Origin of the sequence: Chromatium okenii, assembly GCF_002958735.1 — a bacterium.
Classification (GTDB): domain Bacteria; phylum Pseudomonadota; class Gammaproteobacteria; order Chromatiales; family Chromatiaceae; genus Chromatium; species Chromatium okenii_A.
The window spans coordinates 236,151-256,323 of sequence record NZ_PPGH01000018.1; the positions used below are offsets into that span (position 1 = coordinate 236,151).

The 20,173-nt window shown below is 47.9% G+C and carries 15 protein-coding genes and 4 pseudogenes; 6 read left to right on the top strand and 13 right to left on the bottom strand.

The genetic code is table 11. The annotated features are described in order from the left end of the window. Positions 1 to 426 precede the first annotated feature (426 nt). Positions 427 to 999: an OmpA family protein gene (locus CXB77_RS04140; RefSeq protein ID WP_105072968.1), complete on the top strand. Its 573-nt coding sequence runs from the start codon at positions 427 to 429 to the stop codon at positions 997 to 999. 220 nt (positions 1,000 to 1,219) lie between these two features. Here CXB77_RS04140 and purB read toward each other — a convergent pair. The 12 genes and pseudogenes from purB to epmB form a co-directional block, all read right to left on the bottom strand. After that, positions 1,220 to 2,582, bottom strand: a pseudogene (purB, locus tag CXB77_RS04145) (adenylosuccinate lyase). A 27-nt stretch (positions 2,583 to 2,609) separates the two neighbouring features. Beyond that, positions 2,610 to 3,002 (bottom strand): hypothetical protein, encoded by a 393-nt coding sequence (locus tag CXB77_RS04150; protein ID WP_105072895.1) that lies wholly within the window; start codon positions 3,000 to 3,002, stop codon positions 2,610 to 2,612. Positions 3,003 to 3,012: 10 nt separating this feature from the next. Beyond that, positions 3,013 to 3,333: a type IIL restriction-modification enzyme MmeI gene (locus CXB77_RS24385; protein ID WP_431520701.1), complete on the bottom strand. Its 321-nt coding sequence runs from the start codon at positions 3,331 to 3,333 to the stop codon at positions 3,013 to 3,015. Further along, positions 3,313 to 4,720, bottom strand: a pseudogene (locus CXB77_RS24390) (DNA methyltransferase); the annotation flags it as partial. The pseudogene CXB77_RS24390 and the gene CXB77_RS24385, both read right to left, overlap by 21 nt. Positions 4,721 to 4,770: 50 nt before the next feature. After that, a pseudogene (locus CXB77_RS04170) lies at positions 4,771 to 5,174 on the bottom strand (type IIL restriction-modification enzyme MmeI). A 110-nt stretch (positions 5,175 to 5,284) separates the two neighbouring features. After that, positions 5,285 to 5,614 carry a type IIL restriction-modification enzyme MmeI gene (locus CXB77_RS21080; RefSeq protein ID WP_431520702.1) on the bottom strand — a complete coding sequence of 110 codons (330 nt, stop codon included), beginning with the start codon at positions 5,612 to 5,614 and terminating at the stop codon, positions 5,285 to 5,287. Beyond that, positions 5,600 to 5,813: pseudogene (locus CXB77_RS23535) on the bottom strand (type IIL restriction-modification enzyme MmeI); the annotation flags it as partial. The gene CXB77_RS21080 and the pseudogene CXB77_RS23535, both read right to left, overlap by 15 nt. Positions 5,814 to 5,992: 179 nt before the next feature. Then, a complete protein-coding gene (locus tag CXB77_RS04175) occupies positions 5,993 to 7,975 on the bottom strand; it encodes a DNA methyltransferase (RefSeq protein ID WP_242445419.1) in 1,983 nt (660 codons plus the stop codon). Positions 7,976 to 8,053: 78 nt separating this feature from the next. Continuing rightward, positions 8,054 to 10,717: an aconitate hydratase AcnA gene (gene acnA / locus CXB77_RS04180; protein ID WP_105072900.1), complete on the bottom strand. Its 2,664-nt coding sequence runs from the start codon at positions 10,715 to 10,717 to the stop codon at positions 8,054 to 8,056. A gap of 55 nt (positions 10,718 to 10,772) precedes the next feature. Continuing rightward, on the bottom strand, positions 10,773 to 11,399 hold the full coding sequence (gene hflD, locus CXB77_RS04185) for a high frequency lysogenization protein HflD (protein ID WP_105072901.1): 627 nt from the start codon (positions 11,397 to 11,399) through the stop codon (positions 10,773 to 10,775). 112 nt (positions 11,400 to 11,511) lie between these two features. Continuing rightward, positions 11,512 to 14,343 (bottom strand): isoleucine--tRNA ligase, encoded by a 2,832-nt coding sequence (gene ileS / locus CXB77_RS04190; RefSeq protein WP_105072902.1) that lies wholly within the window; start codon positions 14,341 to 14,343, stop codon positions 11,512 to 11,514. A 29-nt stretch (positions 14,344 to 14,372) separates the two neighbouring features. Continuing rightward, a complete protein-coding gene (gene epmB / locus CXB77_RS04195; protein ID WP_105072969.1) occupies positions 14,373 to 15,389 on the bottom strand; it encodes an EF-P beta-lysylation protein EpmB in 1,017 nt (338 codons plus the stop codon). 34 nt (positions 15,390 to 15,423) lie between these two features. Here epmB and efp point away from each other — a divergent pair, with 34 nt between their 5' ends. The 5 genes from efp to CXB77_RS04220 are packed head-to-tail and all read left to right on the top strand — an operon-like array spanning position 15,424 to position 19,703. Continuing rightward, positions 15,424 to 15,993 carry an elongation factor P gene (gene efp, locus CXB77_RS04200; RefSeq protein ID WP_105072903.1) on the top strand — a complete coding sequence of 190 codons (570 nt, stop codon included), beginning with the start codon at positions 15,424 to 15,426 and terminating at the stop codon, positions 15,991 to 15,993. Beyond that, positions 15,994 to 16,974: an EF-P lysine aminoacylase EpmA gene (gene epmA / locus CXB77_RS04205; protein ID WP_105072904.1), complete on the top strand. Its 981-nt coding sequence runs from the start codon at positions 15,994 to 15,996 to the stop codon at positions 16,972 to 16,974. Between the two features lie 25 nt (positions 16,975 to 16,999). After that, on the top strand, positions 17,000 to 17,929 hold the full coding sequence (locus CXB77_RS04210) for an ABC transporter ATP-binding protein (protein ID WP_105072905.1): 930 nt from the start codon (positions 17,000 to 17,002) through the stop codon (positions 17,927 to 17,929). Positions 17,930 to 17,937: 8 nt separating this feature from the next. Next, on the top strand, positions 17,938 to 18,714 hold the full coding sequence (locus CXB77_RS04215) for an ABC transporter permease (protein ID WP_105072970.1): 777 nt from the start codon (positions 17,938 to 17,940) through the stop codon (positions 18,712 to 18,714). A 32-nt stretch (positions 18,715 to 18,746) separates the two neighbouring features. Further along, positions 18,747 to 19,703, top strand: coding sequence for a CHAD domain-containing protein (locus CXB77_RS04220; RefSeq protein ID WP_105072906.1), 957 nt, complete (start codon positions 18,747 to 18,749; stop codon positions 19,701 to 19,703). A gap of 88 nt (positions 19,704 to 19,791) precedes the next feature. Here CXB77_RS04220 and rpsT read toward each other — a convergent pair whose 3' ends face one another. Continuing rightward, the gene (gene rpsT, locus CXB77_RS04225; protein WP_105072907.1) at positions 19,792 to 20,055 is read right to left on the bottom strand and encodes a 30S ribosomal protein S20; all 264 of its coding nucleotides are present in this window, start codon (positions 20,053 to 20,055) and stop codon (positions 19,792 to 19,794) included. Positions 20,056 to 20,173: the final 118 nt, after the last annotated feature.

A 20,173-nucleotide genomic window follows, 5' to 3' on the forward strand; every position in this document is an offset into this window, starting at 1 on the left:
ACATTGATGGTCAAAATAATGCCCACCGCTGCGCATCCGCAGATTCGCAACAGTAGGCGCTGTGGTAAAAGGGACACAATTTGGTGTGGAGTAAAGCGTTTCAACTGCAATTCATTTTGTGGAATCGATCACAGCCAATATCGTGATTAAAGTTGCAGTCGTGGTAAATATGACGCAAATAGAGAAAAAAGTTGTTCTTTTGTTCCAATTGTGGGCTAAAATGTCTGTGTTCCACGGTGCAGTCATACAAATACGCCCATCATTTTGGCGCATCATTTCCCATTTGTGGAAGACAGTTTTAGCGCCAAGATCAATAACGCGATGATATTATTGTTTTTTACTGCGGCTAAATGTCAACGCAGTATTGTGATGTCAATGAGCAACGGTTCCCAATTCCAATCCCACCACCTGAATAGGAAATACAACATGCGCACTTCATTTACTTCCATTCCGCTGGCAATTGCGCTGGCAATTGCTGCACCACTCGCTGCACATGCCAGCGATGCTTATAACAATGAACATTTTTGGTCAGCAAAACCTGAAGCTTCTGGTTGGACTACTAAATACGACGAATGCTGGCAGAGTTTACACGGCTCGAGTGAATTATCACCCTGTGTTGAATCTGCGCCAGTTGCCGCAGTACCCAAAGAATTCACGGTGCGTTTGCATTTTGATTTCGATAAATATCACATGAACAACATCGCTAAAGACAGCGAATTGCAGCGGCTTGATAATTACATTGATCAGGTCAAGGAAACTCCGGCACATGAGCGCATTTCTTTAACCGGTTACACTGATGCGAAAGGCTCTGATGAATACAATTATCAGCTCGGTCAACGTCGCGCTGAAAGTGTGCAGCAATATATGGTCAGCAAAGGCATTCCAGCGCAAGACATCGTTTCAGTGAGAAGTCGCGGTAAACAAGATTTGCTGCCCGGAGTTGATATCTATTCGGTTGAACAGCGTCGTGTGAAAATCAACGCTGAAGACGGCAGTTGAAATAATCCTCGATTCAAAACTATCGCCGACAGCAATTCATTCAATTGTGCGGATGCGATAGAAAACGCCGCCAATAATTTCTGAATTAATGTCGTTAATCCGCGCCGGTGTTATTAGATTTCAATACCGGCGCGGCAGTGTCCAATAAGCCGCACCCCCCGAGTGGCTGATGGTCTAGTCGATCACGTTAGCGCGTGACCGACCTCCTTCGTGTGTGCGTTTAAATTTCCCGTGCCAGCCGTGCTGCATCGCCGAGATAGCTTGCTGGTGTCAACGTGCGCAATTCGGTTTTGACCTGTTCCGGCAATGCCAAACTGTCCACAAAACGAGCGAGCGCCTCCGCACTGATGCGTTGTCCTCGGGTTAATTCCTTCAATTTTTCATACGGTTCGGCGATGCCGTAACGCCGCATCACGGTCTGAATCGGTTCAGCCAGCACCTCCCAGTTTGCGTCTAAATCCGCTGCCAGACGCACCGGATCAGCCTCCAATTTGCCGATGCCTTTCAGCGCCGATTGCACTGCAATACTGGTGTGTGCAAGACCCACGCCAAGATTGCGCAACACGGTCGAATCCGTGAGATCGCGCTGCCAGCGTGAAATAGTCAATTTACCCGCCAGATGTTCCAAAATTGCGTTGGCAAGTCCTAGATTTCCCTCAGCATTTTCAAAATCAATGGGATTGATTTTGTGCGGCATAGTGGACGAACCCACTTCGCCCGCCACTGGGCGCTGTTTGAAATAACCGATTGAAATATAACCCCAAATATCGCGGCAAAAATCACTCAAGATATTGTTACTGCGCACGACGGCATCAAACAATTCAGCCATATAATCATGCGGTTCGATCTGCGTCGTGTACGGATTCCACGTCAGCCCCAGCGCCTCAACAAACTCACGCGCCAGCGTCGGCCAATCGACATGCGGATAAGCCACGCGATGCGCATTGTAATTGCCGACTGCGCCATTGATTTTGCCGCAGAACAACCTCCGCAATTCGCGCCCGCTGAGTGCGTAACCGCTTGACAACATTAGCCATTTCCTTACCAAGTGTGGTTGGTGTCGCTGGCTGACCATGCGTGCGTGACAACATCGGCTGCTCGGCATAGCGATGCGCCAATTCACGAATTGCCGTAATCAATTGATCGAATTCAGGTAATAACACCTGTTCTCGTCCAGCTTTAATCATTAAACCGTGTGCAAGATTATTAATATCTTCAGACGTACACGCGAAATGAATAAATTCACTGACCGCAGATAATTCGCTATTGCCTGTAATGCGTTCCTTTAGAAAATACTCAACCGCTTTTACATCGTGATTGGTAGTGCGTTCAATGTCTTTAATCCGCTGCGCATCAGCAACACTAAAATCTGTAGCAATCGTATTGAGAATTGAATTGCTTCATTAGAAAACGCTGGCACTTCAGCGATTTCTGGATGTTGCGCGAGAGTTTGCAACCAACGAATTTCCACTAAAACGGTATCGAATTAATCCGTATTCACTGAAAATGGGGCGAAGTGCTGCGGTTCTAGCGGAATAGCGACCATCTACGGGTGAGACGGCGGTCAGGGTGGATAGCTCTATTGACATGATATTTATTCCAAAAAATCGTTATTTTATTAAATGAGACGGCGGTTCGCCATCCACCCATGTTCGCCGCGATAGTGTTCCAAACGGAATGAGTAGTGGCAATAAACTGAGTAATGACCACGCATTAAAATCATTTGCCGTTATTCCACCAAATACCCATATCGCCCACACAATAGATGCGCCCATTAAGCTATAAGGTGCAAGCATTAATTTCCAGTAGGGTTGTGTTGGATAATGCCACGGCGCAAATTTGTGAATCGCTGCAATTGCCGTGATGCTTAATAATACACCAGATGCGCTTTCTAACCATTTTCCTTGCCAGAAAAATACGCCAGACAAGACTGCAACCCAAATAAAACTACCTAGCCAGCCAAACTTCCAGCCCAGTTGTTCACCGCGTCGCGTATTTATCATTTGATAATTCTCAACACTGACTTTGATATAACTTAAATAAAAAAGTAACCCGTTCGCTGTCTTCATTGCTGCCTTGATAGCAATAAGCAGTATCTACTGCTTGATCTAATTTAATATGCGCTTTTGTTAAAATAAGCGGCATCGTGCGTGGATCGTATAAATCTGCTAATGACGCATTGGGAAACTGGGCGCGAGCATTCAACACCGCTTGAGCAGCAGTTTCAATAATGGCAGTTTGTTTGGGAGTTGGTGTTGGCCAAGGAAAGTTGTTGTAAACAATTTTTGCAGAATAACTATAGCTACCACCTAATCTTCCACAAATAGTACGCATCCAAGCATTGTGCATAATACTGGTCATCACGCCAAAATGATAAACTGTAGCATCTGGAATAATTTGCAACTTATCACCGACAATATGCGTATAAGGCAAAAACCCAACAGGTACATATTGACGATGTTCAGAAGAAACACGCGGTAAAGCTAAATAATGCCCTTGAGTTGGTTGACGTATTTCTGTAAAAAGCATTGGCTTATTAGCCCATTCTTTTGTTGCAGCTTTACTACTTGCTAGTCGCACAGATTTAACAGCTTCAATACGCTTCAACACTTCTGGCATTTTTTCAGTTCATTAGGTAAACAATCAACAAGCCATAAACAGTAACGTGGAATGTTGTTGATAAATTCATCACCCATTGAAAATGGTTGAATATACTGTTCTGCTTGTGGTTCGCTCTTGACTAAATCATCTTTTTCTTGTTGGTTAAGTAATAAATAACCGCCGTCTGTCGCTTGACTGCCTCTTGTCATTATAGGTGCCGCTAAACACAGCGGTTTTTTTCGTGCATTTACTATCACATTAGGCGCATCGAATAAATAAGGACTGATATTGGTTGCTGATAATGCTTGGGGTTTTCCTTTAATATCTGCGTAAATAAACAGCGTTTTTGGTGGCACAGAAAATAGAGCAAAACCAATAATCACTACATGCACAGCAGCATTGTTTTTAGCCTCATTTGACCAGCTAAATGTGCGATGTGCAAAGTTAATACACACTCCGGCATCTAATAACGGCTGCCATAAAATAGCGATCTGTTCACCTTGCACGATGCTATTAGTACTCACGAACGCTGTTTGCGTTGCCGGATGGGTTTTCATATATGCAGTTGCGGTGTAATGCCATGCGCACACGAAATCAAGACTTTTGTATAATTTAACGGCTGGCAAATGTGGTGTATGTGTAAACACTTTTGCTAAATCTGCATTTTGTTGTAAATTGCGAAAATTTTTGCCAATAAAAGGCGGATTGCCATAATAAAACTGGCATGAGGACACACGTTGCGCCAATCTATTTGTAAGGCATTCGCGTGAACGATAGTTGCCGATGTTTTCAACGGAATGCGCACAAAATAAACGCCAAACATGGCGCTCACTTGTTGATTCATTTGATGATCAGTCAACCATAACGCAACTTGAGCAATTTGTGCTGGGAATTCCTCCAATTCAATGCCATAACATTGATTGACATCTAACTTTATCAACGTGTCGATTTCTAATAATTGCGCCTTTTTATGCACCTTTTCGAGAATTGCTAACTCTAATTGCCGCAATTCTCGATAAGCAATCACTAGAAAATTACCGCAGCCACAGGCGGGATCAAAAAAAGTCAATTGCGCCAAGCGATGATGAAAAGCGTTGAGCTTGGCTTTATTGTTGCCCAATTTATGAAATTCTGTCCATAACGCATCTAAAAACAGCGGCTTAATTAACTTTAAGATATTCTCCTCACTGGTGTAATGCGCTCCCAGATTGCGTCGTTCTGTTTCATCATAATGCTTTGAAAAATACTGCCAAAGATCGCCGGACTAATTCGACTCCAATCCAATGCGCAAACACTCAATAACGTCTCGCGCATCGTGCGATCAAAACTCGCAGGTGGTAACAATTCAGCAAATAATTTGCCGTTGATATATGGAAATGCGGCAAGTTCTTCGTCTAAATTGGTTAATCGCTGCGCCAACGGTGTATTGAGCACATGAAATAACTGACTGATTTGTGCCGCTAAATCACTGCCGTCGCTGCGCGTTTTGTTTTCAAAAACTTCTGAAATTGGCGCTTTGCAAAAATACCGGTATCTTCTGCAAATAAACAAAACAATAGCCGTACTAAATACACTTCCAGCGGATGCCCTAATAACCAATCGCTTTTAATTGATCATGCAGCTTTCCCATACATTCAACAGCTTTAATGTTGATTAAGTCTTGTGGCTGCATCATCGGCGTCTCTTAACGCCTACTTTCATAGAGCTTGAATAAAAAACTAACCCGTTCGCTGTCTTCATTGCTGCCTTGATAGCAATAAGCAGTATCTACTGCTTTATCGAGTTTGGTATGCGCTGCGCGTAAAATTTTTGGCATTAAATCTGGATCATAAAGCGTCGCTAACGTATTATTAGCATCCAGCGCAACAGATTGATCTCGTGCGTTAAGTACCGCTTTGGCAGCTTGTTTAATTATTGATTGATGTGCTGCGCTGACAGTTATCCAAGGAAATAACTGATAGACATTTGGGGAATAGCTGTAACTGCCTCCTAAACGACCAGCAACGGTGCGCATCCACGCATTATGCAACGCACTGGTTAACACCAAATTCGTATAAACCAACATCAGGAATCATTAAAACTTTTTCATGCGGAATAATGTTTGGTTGTAAAAATAAAATGGGAATGTATTGACGCCGAGATGAAACGCGAGGAATTGCTAAAAACTTTTTTTTAGGACTTGATTTGCGTAAAAGGTAAGGTTGACTCGCCATTTCTCTAACGCTTTCAGTTTTACTAGCTAATCTCGCTTTTTTTATCCTTCAATCCGCTTTAATTTCAGGATACTGTCCAATAATTTCAGTTGCGCAGGTGTAGCTTCCGCAAACCACAAACAATAGCGTTCTACGCCGTTATCAATTCATAACCACCAATAAATGGTTTAATAAACGCGTTAAGTCAGGATATTTTGCCAAGAGTTCGCTTTTTGTGCGGCATCTAAAATTAAATGTCCGCCGTCTGTGGGTTGACTTCCTTTAGTCATCGCCGGCATTCCTTGCGGTGGTTGTGAACGCGATGGCAATAACACATTAGGCGCATCTAACAAATAAGGATTGATATGACTCGCAGGGAGTGCTTGCGGTTTTCCTTTCACATCTGCATAAATAAACAGCGTTTTCACTTGTGCCGCAAATAACGCAAAACCAATAATGACGACTTGCACTGCTGCATTACTTTTTGCTTCATTTGTCCAGCTAAACGTGCGATGCGCAAAGTGAATTTGCACTCCTTGCGCTAACATCCAACTCCATAAAATGCCAACTTGTTCACCTTGCGTAATGCTATTGGTTGCCACAAATGCGCAGGCGGTTTGTCGTTGATTGAGCAGATATTGCGTTGCTTTCACAAACCACGCGCCCACAAAATCAACTTTGCCAAACTTTTTATCTTTCGGAAAGACTAACTCTACATCGGCTTGTTGCGCCGGAGATCGCCATTGATGACCAATAAAAGGCGGATTGCCGATAATAAAGCTGGCATGAGGACACACGTTGCGCCAATCCATTTGTAAGGCATTCGCGTGAACGATAGTTGCCGATGTTTTCAACGGAATGCGCACAAAATAAACGCCAAACTTGGCGCTCACTTGTTGATTCATTTGATGGTCAGTCAACCATAACGCAACCTGAGCGATTTGTGCTGGGAATTCCTCCAATTCAATGCCATAACATTGATTGACATCTAACTTTATCAACGTGTCAATTTCTAATAACTGCGCCTTTTTATGCACCTTTTCGAGAATTGCTAACTCTAATTTCCGCAATTCCCGATAAGCAATCACTAGAAAATTACCGCAGCCGCAGGCGGGATCAAAAAAAGTCAATTGCGCCAAGCGATGATGAAAAGCGTTGAGCTTGGCTTTATTGTTGCCCAATTTATGAAATTCTGTCCATAACGCATCTAAAAACAGCGGCTTAATTAACTTTAAGATATTCTCCTCACTGGTGTAATGCGCTCCCAGATTGCGTCGTTCTGTTTCACTCATAATGCTTTGAAAAATACTGCCAAAGATCGCCGGACTAATTCGACTCCAATCCAACGCGCAGACGCTCAATAACGTCTCGCGCATCGTGCGATCAAAACTCGCAGGTGGTAACAGTTCAGCAAATAATTTGCCGTTGATATACGGAAATGCGGCAAGTTCTTCGTCTAAATTGGTTAATCGCTGCGCCAACGGTGTATTGAGCACATAAAATAACTGACTGATTTGTGCCGCTAAATCGCTACCGTCGCTGCGCGTTTTGTTTTCGATAAACTCCTGAAATTGGCGCTTCTCAAAAATACCGGTATCTTCTGCAAATAAACAAAACAATAGCCGCACTAAATACACTTCCAGCGGATGCCCTAAATAACCAATCGCTTTTAATTGATCATGCAGCTTTCCCATCCGTTCAGCGGCTTTCATGTTAATCGGGTCTTGCGGTTGAATCACCTGCGTCGTATAACCCGCAATAAAACCAAAGGCGCTGATATGCGTGACGAAATCAGCTAAAGGAAAAGTCAGCGTATGATTCGTTTCTAAATCGGTGAGTTGCAGCGTTGCAAAATCCGATACCAACACATAACGCGGTAAATCATGTTCTTTAATTCCGGCGCAATACTCCATTGCTTGCTGATAAGCCAGCGCCAAGTTTTTGCCGCGACTTTTCATTTCTACGATTAACACACCCGGCCAGAATAAATCAATAAATCCTGCTTTACCGCCGTATTTTTTCACAGCATATTCAAACGTTGCCAGCCGCTTGTTGGTAATTCCAAACACTTCAAAAAAATCAATTAAAAATGGCTTGGCTTCGCTGTTTTCACTCGCGGCATCGTGCCAACGTTGCGCAAAAGCCACCGCCCGCGTTTTTATTTCATTCCAAGAAAGCGGCATTATTTCTCCTATATTCACATCGCACTGAAAAATAACAGCATCGCAGCAATGATTAAATGCTGCGATGCCATGACGCAATTAACCCACCAACCGCCGCAGCACATACGGCAAAATACCGCCGTGGCGGTAATAATCCACTTCATTCGGCGTATCAATCCGCACCTTGGCGGTGAATTCAATCACCGCGCCCGTTGCAGCAATTGCCTGCACCGTCACCTGTTTTGCCTCGCCATTATTTAAGCCGATAATCGCAAAGGTTTCTGCGCCAGTTAAACCCAATGATTGTGCATTCTCGCCATTCATAAATTCTAATGGTAAAATGCCCATGCCCACTAAATTAGAGCGATGAATCCGTTCATAACTTTCTGCAATCACGGCTCGCACTCCCAATAAACGCGGACCTTTTGCTGCCCAATCGCGTGACGAGCCAGAACCGTATTCTTTACCCGCTAAAAGAATGACCGGTGTTAATTCGGATTGATAACGCATTGCGGCATCATAAATCGACAATTGTTCACCACTCGGATGATGCACTGTGACGCCGCCTTCTGTACCGGGTGCCATTAAATTGCGCAAACGTAAATTGGCGAAGGTGCCGCGCATCATTACCTCGTGATTGCCGCGTCGTGCGCCTAAGCTATTGAAATCCTTAACTTCAACGCCCTGCGCCAGCAGATATTGTCCCGCCGGTGAATTCGCTTTAATTGATCCAGCCGGCGAAATGTGATCGGTAGTAATTGAATCGCCGAGCACCGCTAAACATCGCGCTCCGCTGATGTCGGCAATCGGCGCAATTTCCCGCGTCATGCCGTCAAAATACGGCGGTTTGCGGATATAAGTTGACGCCGCTGGCCATTCATAGGTTTGGCTGGTCGGGGCGGCGAGCGATTGCCAACGCGCATCGCCGGCGTAAATGTTGGCATACGCAGCGGTGAATTCGGCGGCGGTGACATGTGCTGCAACTGCTTGATTCACTTCAGTTTGTGTCGGCCAAATGTCGCGCAAATAGACCGGCTGCCCGTTGGCATCCTGCGTCAGCGGCTCGCGCTCAGGATCAAAATCAATCCGCCCGGCGATGGCATACGCGACCACCAGCGGCGGGCTGGCGAGGTAATTCATCCGCACTTCGGCGTGAACGCGCCCCTCAAAATTGCGATTGCCCGACAAAATCGACACCGCGCACAGCTCGTGGTCAGCGATGGCTTGCGAAACCGGCGCAGGCAGCGGACCGGAATTGCCGATGCAGACCGTGCAGCCGTAGCCAACGTTATGAAATCCCAACGCTTTTAACGGTTCAGTCAAGCCAGCGCGGTCAAGATAGCGCGTCACCGCCAGCGAGCCGGGGCCAAACGCAGTTTTCACCCAAGGCGCTGATTTCAAACCGATTGCTGCCGCTTTTTGTGCCACCAAACCGGCCGCCAGCATCACGCTCGGATTGGAGGTGTTGGTGCAGGAAGTGATCGCGGCGATCACAATTGAGCCGTCGCGCAATTCCACCGGCTGCCCGTTGATGACGGCAGTCGCCGCGCCTTTATCGGGCAAATTGCGCTCTTTTTTCAACGCTGCCAATGCGTTAGGAAAATGCGTCGCCATGTCGCTCAACGCGACGCGATCCTGCGGCCGTTTCGGCCCCGCCAGCGACGGCACCACCGCGCCGAGGTCGATTTCCAGCGTTTCCGAATAATCGGCTTCCGCCGCGTCCGCCGTGTACCAGACGCCCTGCGCCTTGCAATACGCCTCAATTAACGCGAGCTGCGCGGCATCGCGTCCGGTTTGGCGCAGGTAGTCGAGCGTGATCTGGTCAATCGGAAACAGCCCGCAGGTCGCGCCATATTCCGGCCCCATGTTGGCAATCGTCGTGCGCTCCCCCATCGGTAAGCTGCTGATTGCATTGCCATAAAATTCAACAAACTTGCCAACCACGCCGTGTTTGCGCAGCCGTTCGACGATGGTCAACACCAAATCGGTCGCGGTCACGCCGTCGCGCAACGTGCCGGTCAATTTGCAGCCGACGACCTTGGGCACGAGCATCGACACCGGCTGCCCCAACATCGACGCCTCGGCTTCAATACCGCCGACGCCCCAACCTAATACGCCAATTCCATTGACCATTGTCGTATGCGAATCAGTACCAACGCAGGTATCAAAATAAACCTGCGTAGTATTATTCAACGTATTCGCAAAAATCACCCGTGCGAGGTATTCAACATTGATTTGATGCACGATACCGGTATCGGGTGGAACGACCTTAAAACCGGCAAACGCATTCTGGCCCCATTTCAAAAAGTTATAGCGTTCTTGATTGCGCTCAAATTCGCGTTCTGCATTCAATGCAAACGCATCATCACTGCCGAAATAATCCACCTGCACCGAATGATCAATCACCAATTCTGCGGGTTGCAACGGATTGATTTGTGACGGATCGCCGCCGAGTTCACGCATGGCATCGCGCATCGCAGCTAAATCAACGACTGCCGGCACACCAGTGAAATCTTGCATTAACACTCGCGCCGGGCGGTATTGGATTTCTTTATCCGGTTCGGCCTGCGCATTCCAAGTGCTGAAATACGCAATATCATCCGCAGTGACGGTGATTCCGTCTTCATGGCGCAGCAAATTTTCGAGCAAGATTTTTAATGAATACGGCAGCCGGGCGCTATTGGATACGGCATCCAATTTGAAGATTTCGTAATCCCGATCAGCGACGGTGAGCGTGGTTTTAGCGTTGAAACAGTTAGACATGCAAAAATCTCCAGAAAGAAAAACCCTCATTTGAATGAATGAGGGTTGAGGGGGTTTAGCCAGCATAACGCTCTAAATACTGCTGGGCATCATGCAAAATCTGTTTATTTTTAAACAGAATATGCCAGCGTGAACCGCCGACTTGTTGCCATAACATCGCGGCACGAACGCCAGCAAGTAGCAGCGCCCGAATTCGCTGTTGATGATCGGAATCGCGCAAATAGACTGCTTCGCCACGAATGAGAATGCGCGGTTTTAATTGGCTCAACGTCTCCTGATATAAATCAGCAAAATGCGCGAGCACATTGGTATGTAATAATCCAAAATGATCGCGTTTATTTTCTGCTGCTTCGATGCCAGCGCCAATACGCTTGCGCAATTCAGGATGACGCGACAAATTGCGCTCCAAGCGCATTAAATGAATGGCATAACGCGTCACTTCTAAATTGCGTTCTGGCATTCCAGTAAGTTGTGCAATCAGTTTTCGAGCGCCCGGCATCACTGCGCCCGGCGCACCAAAAACTGCATCCACATTCACTGCGTCAATTTGAAATAAACTGTAAATACATGGCTCCACAATTGCGGTTTCCATCTTGCCTTCGCGGGCGATGTGGATCACGGCATCAATGGCTTGATAAACGCCAGCAAGGGCGGTAACGGTAGCAAGATCGTCATGCAGCATGAGATAAGAATCTCCAAGCAAATAGATAGTGATGCAGAAGTTTAATCGCATAAGAAATTAAAAAATGCGTCACATCGCACACAACGACATGACGCCAAATTCATTTTTTGCGCTACGCAAAACGGCGTAATTCACCCGCACCACTGACATTTTCTGCGCAACGTCCACACAATTCAGGATGTTCCAAATGTTCACCAACATCAGTGCGATGATGCCAACAGCGCACACATTTGGGATGAGCAGATGAAATCACACGCACTGCCAGCGTTTCCAAATCAGTTGTATTGGCGTTTTCCGTCTGTTCAATTAACGGCAGCAATTCCACTTCGGACACAATCAATGCAAAGCGCAATTCATCGCCGAGTCGTTTCAATTGTGCCAGTAATGTATCATTGCAATACAAGATTATTTCTGCATCCAATGATGAACCAATATGCCCAGCTTTTCGCGCCGCTTCTAATGCGGGACCAATTGCCACGCGCACTGCAATGACCTGTTCCCAGCATTCACGGTCGAGCAACTCATTAGCAGCAAGCGTAAATAACTTGTCATACCAAACGGCAGTAAAAATCGTGTCATCGCGTTCGCCGGGAATCTCGCGCCAAATCTCATCAGCGGTAAAACTCAGAATTGGTGCAAGCCAGCGACTCATTGCTTCAATTAAATGAAACATTGCGGTTTGACACGAGCGCCGAGCGCGGCTATCGGTCGGCGTGGTGTATTGACGATCTTTAATCACATCGAGATAAAAACCGCCGAGATCAACCACGCAAAACTGCTGCACTTTTTGCACAACTAAATGGAATTGATATTCCTGATAAGCAGCAATGATTTCAATTTGCAATTGCGCGGCGCGATCCACGACCCAGCGATCTAGCGCCAGCATATCTTCTGGTGCAACGACATGAATTGCGGGATCAAAACCATTGAGATTGGCGAGTAGAAAACGAGCAGTATTGCGCAAACGGCGATACGCATCCGCAGTGCGATTTAAAATCTCATCGCTAACGGTCATTTCAGTGCGGTAATCAGTTGCGGCAACCCATAAACGAATGATGTCTGCGCCCAGCGTTTTCATTACCGTTTGCGGACTGACGACATTGCCCTTGGATTTGGACATCTTTTCGCCTTTCGCATCGACAGTAAAACCATGGGTTAATACCTGTCGATAGGGAGCGCAACCGTGAATAGCGACTGAAGTCATTAACGATGATTGAAACCAGCCGCGATGTTGATCAGAACCTTCTAAATAAAGATCGGCTGGTGAATGCAAACCTTCGCGTTGTTCTAATACGCAGGCGTGAGTGACACCAGAATCAAACCAGACATCTAGCGTATCGGTAATTTTGGCGTAATGTGCGCCTTCTTCATCGCCCAGTAAATCACGCGGATGTAATTCAAACCAGGCTTCAATCCCGTGTTTTTCTACTCGTTTGGCCACCAGTTCCAATAATTCAGCGGTGCGCGGATGCCATTCTCCAGTTGCTTTATGAATGAATAGCGGAATCGGCACGCCCCAAGTGCGCTGGCGCGAAATACACCAATCCGGGCGACCGCGCACCATGCCTTCAATGCGGCTTTGTCCCCATTCCGGCAGCCAATTGACTTTGTCGATTTCATTCAATGCGGTGTCGCGCAATCCGGCTTTATTCATGCTAATAAACCATTGCGGCGTAGCGCGAAAAATAATCGGCGTTTTATGCCGCCAGCAATGCGGATAACTATGCGTGAAGCGTGTTTCCAATAATAATGCGCCATGCGCTTTTAATACTTCAACGACGTGCGCATTGGCTTGAAAAACATTTTCACCCGCAAATAACGGTGTATTCGGTAAAAAGCGCCCATCGCCGCCTACTGGATTATTGACCGCCAGCCCGTAACGCAGCCCGACGAGGTAATCCTCCAAACCGTGACCGGGTGCGGTATGGACTGCGCCCGTGCCCGCTTCCAACGTGACATGTTCGCCGACGATGATCGGTACTTCGCGGTCATAAAACGGATGTTTGAGCTGCAACCCTTCAAATGCGATGCCGCGCCCGTCGCCAACCACGCGATACTCAGAAATATCCCAGCGATCCATCGCGTCTTTCAGCAAGCCTTCCGCGACGATCAACCGCTCTTTGCCGTGAGCAGTCATCGCCTCCACAATTACATAATCCAGCTCGGCATTGAACGCAACTGCTTGATTTGCGGGCAATGTCCACGGCGTAGTCGTCCAAATCACCACTGACATCGCGCCTGCGCCGCAACCGTTTGGGCTGGTGTTGGCGCAGGCAGCAAACGCGGTCGGATCGACCACCGGAAAGCGCACATCAATCGCAAGTGATTGTTTATCGGCATATTCCACTTCCGCTTCTGCCAGCGCCGAGCCGCAATCAATGCACCAATGCACCGGCTTCTCGCCTTTCTGCACATGCCCGTTGGCAATGATTTGACCGAGCGCACGAATAATGCCCGCTTCAAAAGCGTAGTCCATTGTCAAATAAGGTTTTTCCCAGTCGCCGAATACGCCGAGACGTTGGAAATCGCGGCGTTGTCCATCGACCTGTTTGGCGGCGTATTCACGGCAAGCCACGCGGAATTCAGCGGCAGTGATTTTGTGCCCGGGTTTGCCCTTTTTCTTTTCAACCTGCAATTCAATGGGCAGCCCGTGACAATCCCAACCCGGGATATAAGGCGCATCCATTCCATCCAATGTATGCGATTTAATAATAATATCTTTTAATACCTTATTCACTGCGTGACCGATGTGAATATCGCCATTCGCATAGGGCGGTCCATCGTGAAGAATGAATTGCGGTGCACCAGCGCGAGCAGCGCGAATACGGGAATAAACATCTAGCGATTCCCAGCGTTTCAGCATTTCCGGTTCGCGCTGGGCGAGATTCGCTTTCATGGCAAAACCGGTGTTGGGAAGATTTAACGTGTGTTTATAGTCAGTCATGCGTGTACTCTTTAATTAAAAGCGGGAATTTACAGCGGATATTTTGCGGCAGCGCCGGGGATTTCGCGTACTAAACGCGGTACTAAATAGCCCGGCAACTGGGCGCGTAATTGATTCAGCAATTCAAGCGCAGCGACATCGCTGATTTGAAAATGCGCTGCGCCAGCAACCGGATCAAGTTGATGCAGATAATACGGCAATACGCCGCAGTCAAATAGTCGTTCACTTAACTGCGCCAGCGTCGCACTATCGTCATTCACGCCGCGCAGTAATACACTTTGATTCAATAAGGTGATGCCTGCTGCGCGTAATTGTTGTAATGCCGTTGCTTGATCGTGCCCCAATTCCTGAGCGTGATTAACATGAATCACGATGATTGGTGTCAAGCGCGATTGTGCCAATAATGTACACAATTGCGGTGTGATCCGAGTCGGAATTAACGTGGGCATTCGCGTATGAATACGCACACGGCGCAGATGACCGATGTTATTGAATTGCGCCAGTAATGTTGTCAATTGCGCATCGTCGAGCAGCAGCGGATCGCCACCGCTTAAAATCACTTCCGTTAATGATGAATCTTCGGCAATTTGCGCAATTGCATTGTCGTGATGACGAGTAGAAATACCGAGCGCAGCGGGTTGTAAATGGCGGCGAAAACAATAGCGACAATGTAATGCACAGGCAGTGGTCGTCATCAATAACACACGCCCAGCGTATTTGCGCAATAACCCCGGTGCATATACGGCAGCGGCGTCATTCACTGGATCATTGATATAACCGGAAACTTGCGCCTGTTCAATACGCAACGGCAGCACTTGCCGCAGCAGCGGATCATGCGGATTGCCCGGCTGCATCAGCGCGACAAAGCTACGTGGAACCAATAGCCGAAATGAATTGGATTCTGGATCAAGATCAGGAATGTCGGCGGGATCAAGTCCGAGCGCAGCGAGCAATTCGGTCACGTCCGTCAACGCGCTGCCCAGCATCTGTTGCCAACTGGCGGGGGCGGGTTCGGTCTGACAGGCGATCAGGCTTCGCGTTACCATTGGACGATTTCGCGTCATAAACAATGAGGATGGCATGGCTGTTTACAGTACCAGTGAATTCAAGGGCGGACTCAAGATCATGTTGGATGGCGATCCGTACAACATCGTTGAGAACGAGTTTGTGAAACCCGGCAAGGGTCAGGCGTTTAATCGGGTGCGCGTGCGCAACCTGAAAACCGGGCGCACCGTGGAAAAGACGTTCAAATCCGGCGATACCGTAGAGGCAGCGGACGTACATGATACGGACATGCAATATCTCTACAACGACGGCGAAGAATGGCACTTCATGGACCCGGAGAGTTTCGAGCAGATGACCGCCAACGCGCCAGCGGTCGGCGATGCGGTAAAGTGGATTAAAGACAATGACATGTGTCGCGTGACGCTGTGGAATGGCGTTCCGTTGGCGGTTGATCCACCGAATTTCGTGGTGCTGAAGATTGTCGAAACCGATCCGGGTTTGAAGGGCGACACTTCTGGCGGTGGCGGCAAACCGGCAACTTTAGAAACTGGCGCAGTAGTGCGCGTGCCGCTGTTTGTGCAGACCGACGAGCTGGTCAAAGTTGACACGCGCACCGGCGAATATGTTTCCCGCGTTAAGGAATAAATGACTGCAACTGCAATCACCGCTGATTGGCAACCCAGCGCCTCGCTCGCCAATCTCCGCGCTCGCGCCGCGCTGCTTGCCACACTGCGCGGTTTTTTCGCTGAAGTTGGCGTGTTGGAAGTAGAAACGCCGCTGCTGTCATCGGCCGCTGTCACCGATCCGGCGCTGGCAAGTTTTGCCGTGCATCGCGCCAGCGGCGAGCACTGCGGTTATCTGCACACGTCACCGGAATTTCCGATGAAACGGCTGCTGGCAGCGGGCAGCGGCGCGATCTATCAGATTTGCAAAGTGTTTCGTGACGACGAACGCGGACGGCGGCATCACCCTGAATTCAGTTTGCTGGAGTGGTATCGCCCCGGCTGGGATTATCAGCAATTGATGGACGAAGTCGCCGCAGTGGTGCGGCTGGCGCTGGCGCAACCCGCGCTGCCGGTCGAAAAAATCAGTTACCGCGAGTTATTCCGCGAGCGGTTGCAGCTCGACCCGTGGACGACAACCGTTGCCGAATTGCGGACAACGGCGCTGGCGGCGGGAATTGCCGATGCAGCGCAGATGGATTTGAACCGCGACGGCTGGCTGGATTTGCTGTTAACGCATTGTTTAGAAGCAGATTTAGGTCAAAACGTCATGACCTTTATTTATGATTATCCGCCGAGTCAAGCAGCGCTGGCGCGGCTGCATCTCGGCACATTTCCGGTCGCCGAGCGATTTGAGTTGTATCTGCAAGGCGTTGAATTAGCGAATGGTTTTACTGAACTCGGCGACGCAGTGGAACAACGCGCTCGGTTTGCAGCGGATTTAGCCGAGCGCCAAGCGCAGCACTTACCGCTGCCGCCAGTTGATGAACATTTCCTCGCCGCACTCGCTGCCGGTTTGCCGCATTGCGCGGGCGTTGCGCTCGGTTTAGATCGGCTGCTGATGCTCGCCACCGACGCGGCACACATTGACGCCGTACTTGCTTTTCCCATCGAACGGGCGTGATGCCTGCCAACTGACCACTTAAAACATGCCTGCACTCGCTGTTGCTCAACTCACCAAAACGTACAAAACTGGCTTTCAGGCGCTGAAAGGAATTGATCTCAGCGTGGAAGAAGGTGATTTTTTCGCGCTGCTCGGTCCGAACGGTGCGGGCAAATCAACGTTCATCGGCATCATCGCTTCGCTCGTCAACAAGACTGCGGGACAAGTCACGGTGTTCGGTCACGATCTCGACCGCGATCCCGAAAGCGTCAAATCCTGCATCGGTCTCGTGCCGCAAGAGTTTAATTTCAATCTCTTTTTGCCGGTGGTTGAGGTAGTGCTGAATCAAGCTGGCTATTACGGCATTCCTCGCCGCGAGGCCAAAATTCGCGCCGAGCGGTCGCTGCGCCAATTGGATTTGTGGGATCGCCGCGATAGTGAAATGCGCACACTTTCCGGCGGTTTGAAACGACGTTTAATGATTGCGCGGGCGCTGGTGCATCAACCGCGTTTATTGATTCTCGACGAACCAACTGCGGGCGTGGATATTGAAATTCGCCGTTCCATGTGGACTTTTTTGCGCGAATTAAATGCGGAAGGAACCACAATTATTTTGACCACGCATTATTTAGAAGAAGCAGAAAGTTTGTGCCGCAATGTGGCAATTATTAATCAAGGGCAAATCGCCGAACGCAGCAGCGTCACCGATTTATTGAATACGCTGCACACCGAAACCTTCGTGCTTAATTTACGCGGGCGCGTGTCGGAATTGCCGGAATTGGGCGGATTTGTCTTGCAGCAATTAGATGATTGCACGTTAGAAGTGGAAATGAACCGCGAGCACACCATTAACGGGTTATTTGATGCCTTATCGCGCAACGGCATTGAAGTCATTAGCTTGCGCAATAAACAAAACCGTTTAGAACGACTGTTTTTAGAATTGGTTGATCGGCGCGGTGCGGGATTAAACGAATGAACCATTTAATGAACAACTGGCAGCGTTATTGGATCACTTTTGCGACCATTTTAACCAAAGAAATTCTGCGCTTTACGCGAATTTGGGTGCAAACCATTCTGCCTTCGGTCGTCACCACCACGCTGTATTTCGTGATTTTCGGTCATTTAATTGGTGATCGCATTGGCGATATGAATGGCTTTGCCTATTTAGATTTTATTGTGCCGGGCTTGGTGTTAATGGGTGTGATTACCAATGCCTATTCCAACGTCGTGTCATCATTTTATAGCAGCAAATTCTCGCGCTATATTGAAGAACTCTTGATTTCACCCGCACCGAATTGGATTATTTTAGCCGGTTATGTCACTGGCGGAGTGGCGCGGGGATTGGTCGTTGGCGGTTCCGTATTAGCCGTGGCGCTGATATTCACTGATATTCGGATTGCACATCCCAGCGTGATGCTCTTGGTGTGCATAATGACTGCAACGCTATTTTCACTCGGCGGTTTTATTAACGCAATCTATGCGAACAGCTTTGATGATATTTCAATCGTGCCGATTTTCGTGCTCACGCCGCTGACGTATTTGGGCGGCGTGTTTTATTCAATTGATTTGCTGGCTCCATTCTGGCAAGCACTCTCGCTGGCTAATCCAGTATTGTATATGGTGAATGCGTTTCGTTATGGCTTACTGGGCGTGAGCGATATTCCGCTGGGCATTGCTTTTGCGATGATTCTCGGCTTTATTGTCGTGTTAACAGCAATCAGTTTAAATCTATTGCGGCGTGGAATTGGAATTAAAACCTAACGGTTTTTAAATAAAAATACGGAAGTGACGAAATGAATATATCAGTTGAATCTGACGCACTTTTCGATCCAAACCAACGGGCTGATTTCGTTACTAAAGCAATTTTGCAGAGACAGTTTGCCATTCTGCTTACAAATTTAGACGGGGTGCGAGCACTCCAAAACCCTGAATTTCTGCATGATTTTCGCGTTGCCATTCGGCGGTCGCGTTCGGCGCTCACGCAGATTAAAGGTGTTTTTCCGAATGGCACAGTGGAATTGCAGCGATCCCGTTTAACATGGCTCCAGCAAGTGACCAATCCGCTGCGCGACCTCGATGTTTATCTGCTGCGTTTCGATGCTGATTGCCAGCGTCTACCCGTTTCATTACAACCGGCGTTAAAACCACTGCATGATTACCTATTGCACATTCATCAGCACGAACAACAGCAATTGATTACTGCGCTTGATTCTAATCGTTTTGCTGAATGGATTCAGGATTGGCGCAGCTTTTTAGAAACACCAGTGCCAGAAAAATCGAGTCTTGTTAATGCGATGCGCCCAATTAAAAGAATTGCCAATCAACGCATTTGGCGTTTAAATAAACGAGTGCGATGTGCCGGTCGAGCAATTCAAATTGATACGGCAGATGAAGAACGTCATGCGCTGCGTAAAGATTGTAAAAAGCTGCGTTATTTAATGGAGTTTTTCCAGCATTTTTATCCTGAACAAGATATTCGTCGCTTAATCAAACAACTTAAAACGCTGTTGGATTATCTTGGTGATTATCAGGATATTGCTGTTCAGGTTCGGTATTTATCCGACTTTGCGCAGCAGATGCGCAATGAAAATTTGGCAAATACTGCAACGCTGCTGGCGATGGGAGCACTGATTGGGGTGTTGTTGGAACAGCAGCAAACCATGCGTTACGCTTTTGATGTGGTTTTTGCGGATTATTTGAATGACGATCATCAGGCATTATTTCGTACACTGTTTGCCGCAACACATTAAAATTAAACAGTGGTGAGCACCTTTAGAACTGAAGCGCAATTCATGTTTGATCGACATAAAAAACCGGCTCTAACGCCGGTTTTTTGAATTAGGCCATCGCCTTGATATGGGCGTTGAGGCGACTTTTATGACGCGCTGCCTTATTCATGTGAATTAACCCTTTACGTGCAGCGCGATCAATACGTGGCACTGCTTCCTGATAGGCTTGTGTGGCGGCGTCCTTATCTTCGGATCGAATCGCTTTAATGACTTTTTTAATAAAGGTACGCACGGTGCTGCGTTGTGCGGCATTACGTTGACGGCGAACTTCAGACTGGCGAGCACGTTTACGAGCTTGAGGTGAATTAGCCAATTGGATCTCCTAAAATCTGGCGGTTGGAATCGGTATTTAATGGCGTTTAAGACCGCGTATCGTCTCTAATTTTACGCGGGTTGTCAATCACTTGATCGCGCCAGCCCGCTTATCCACC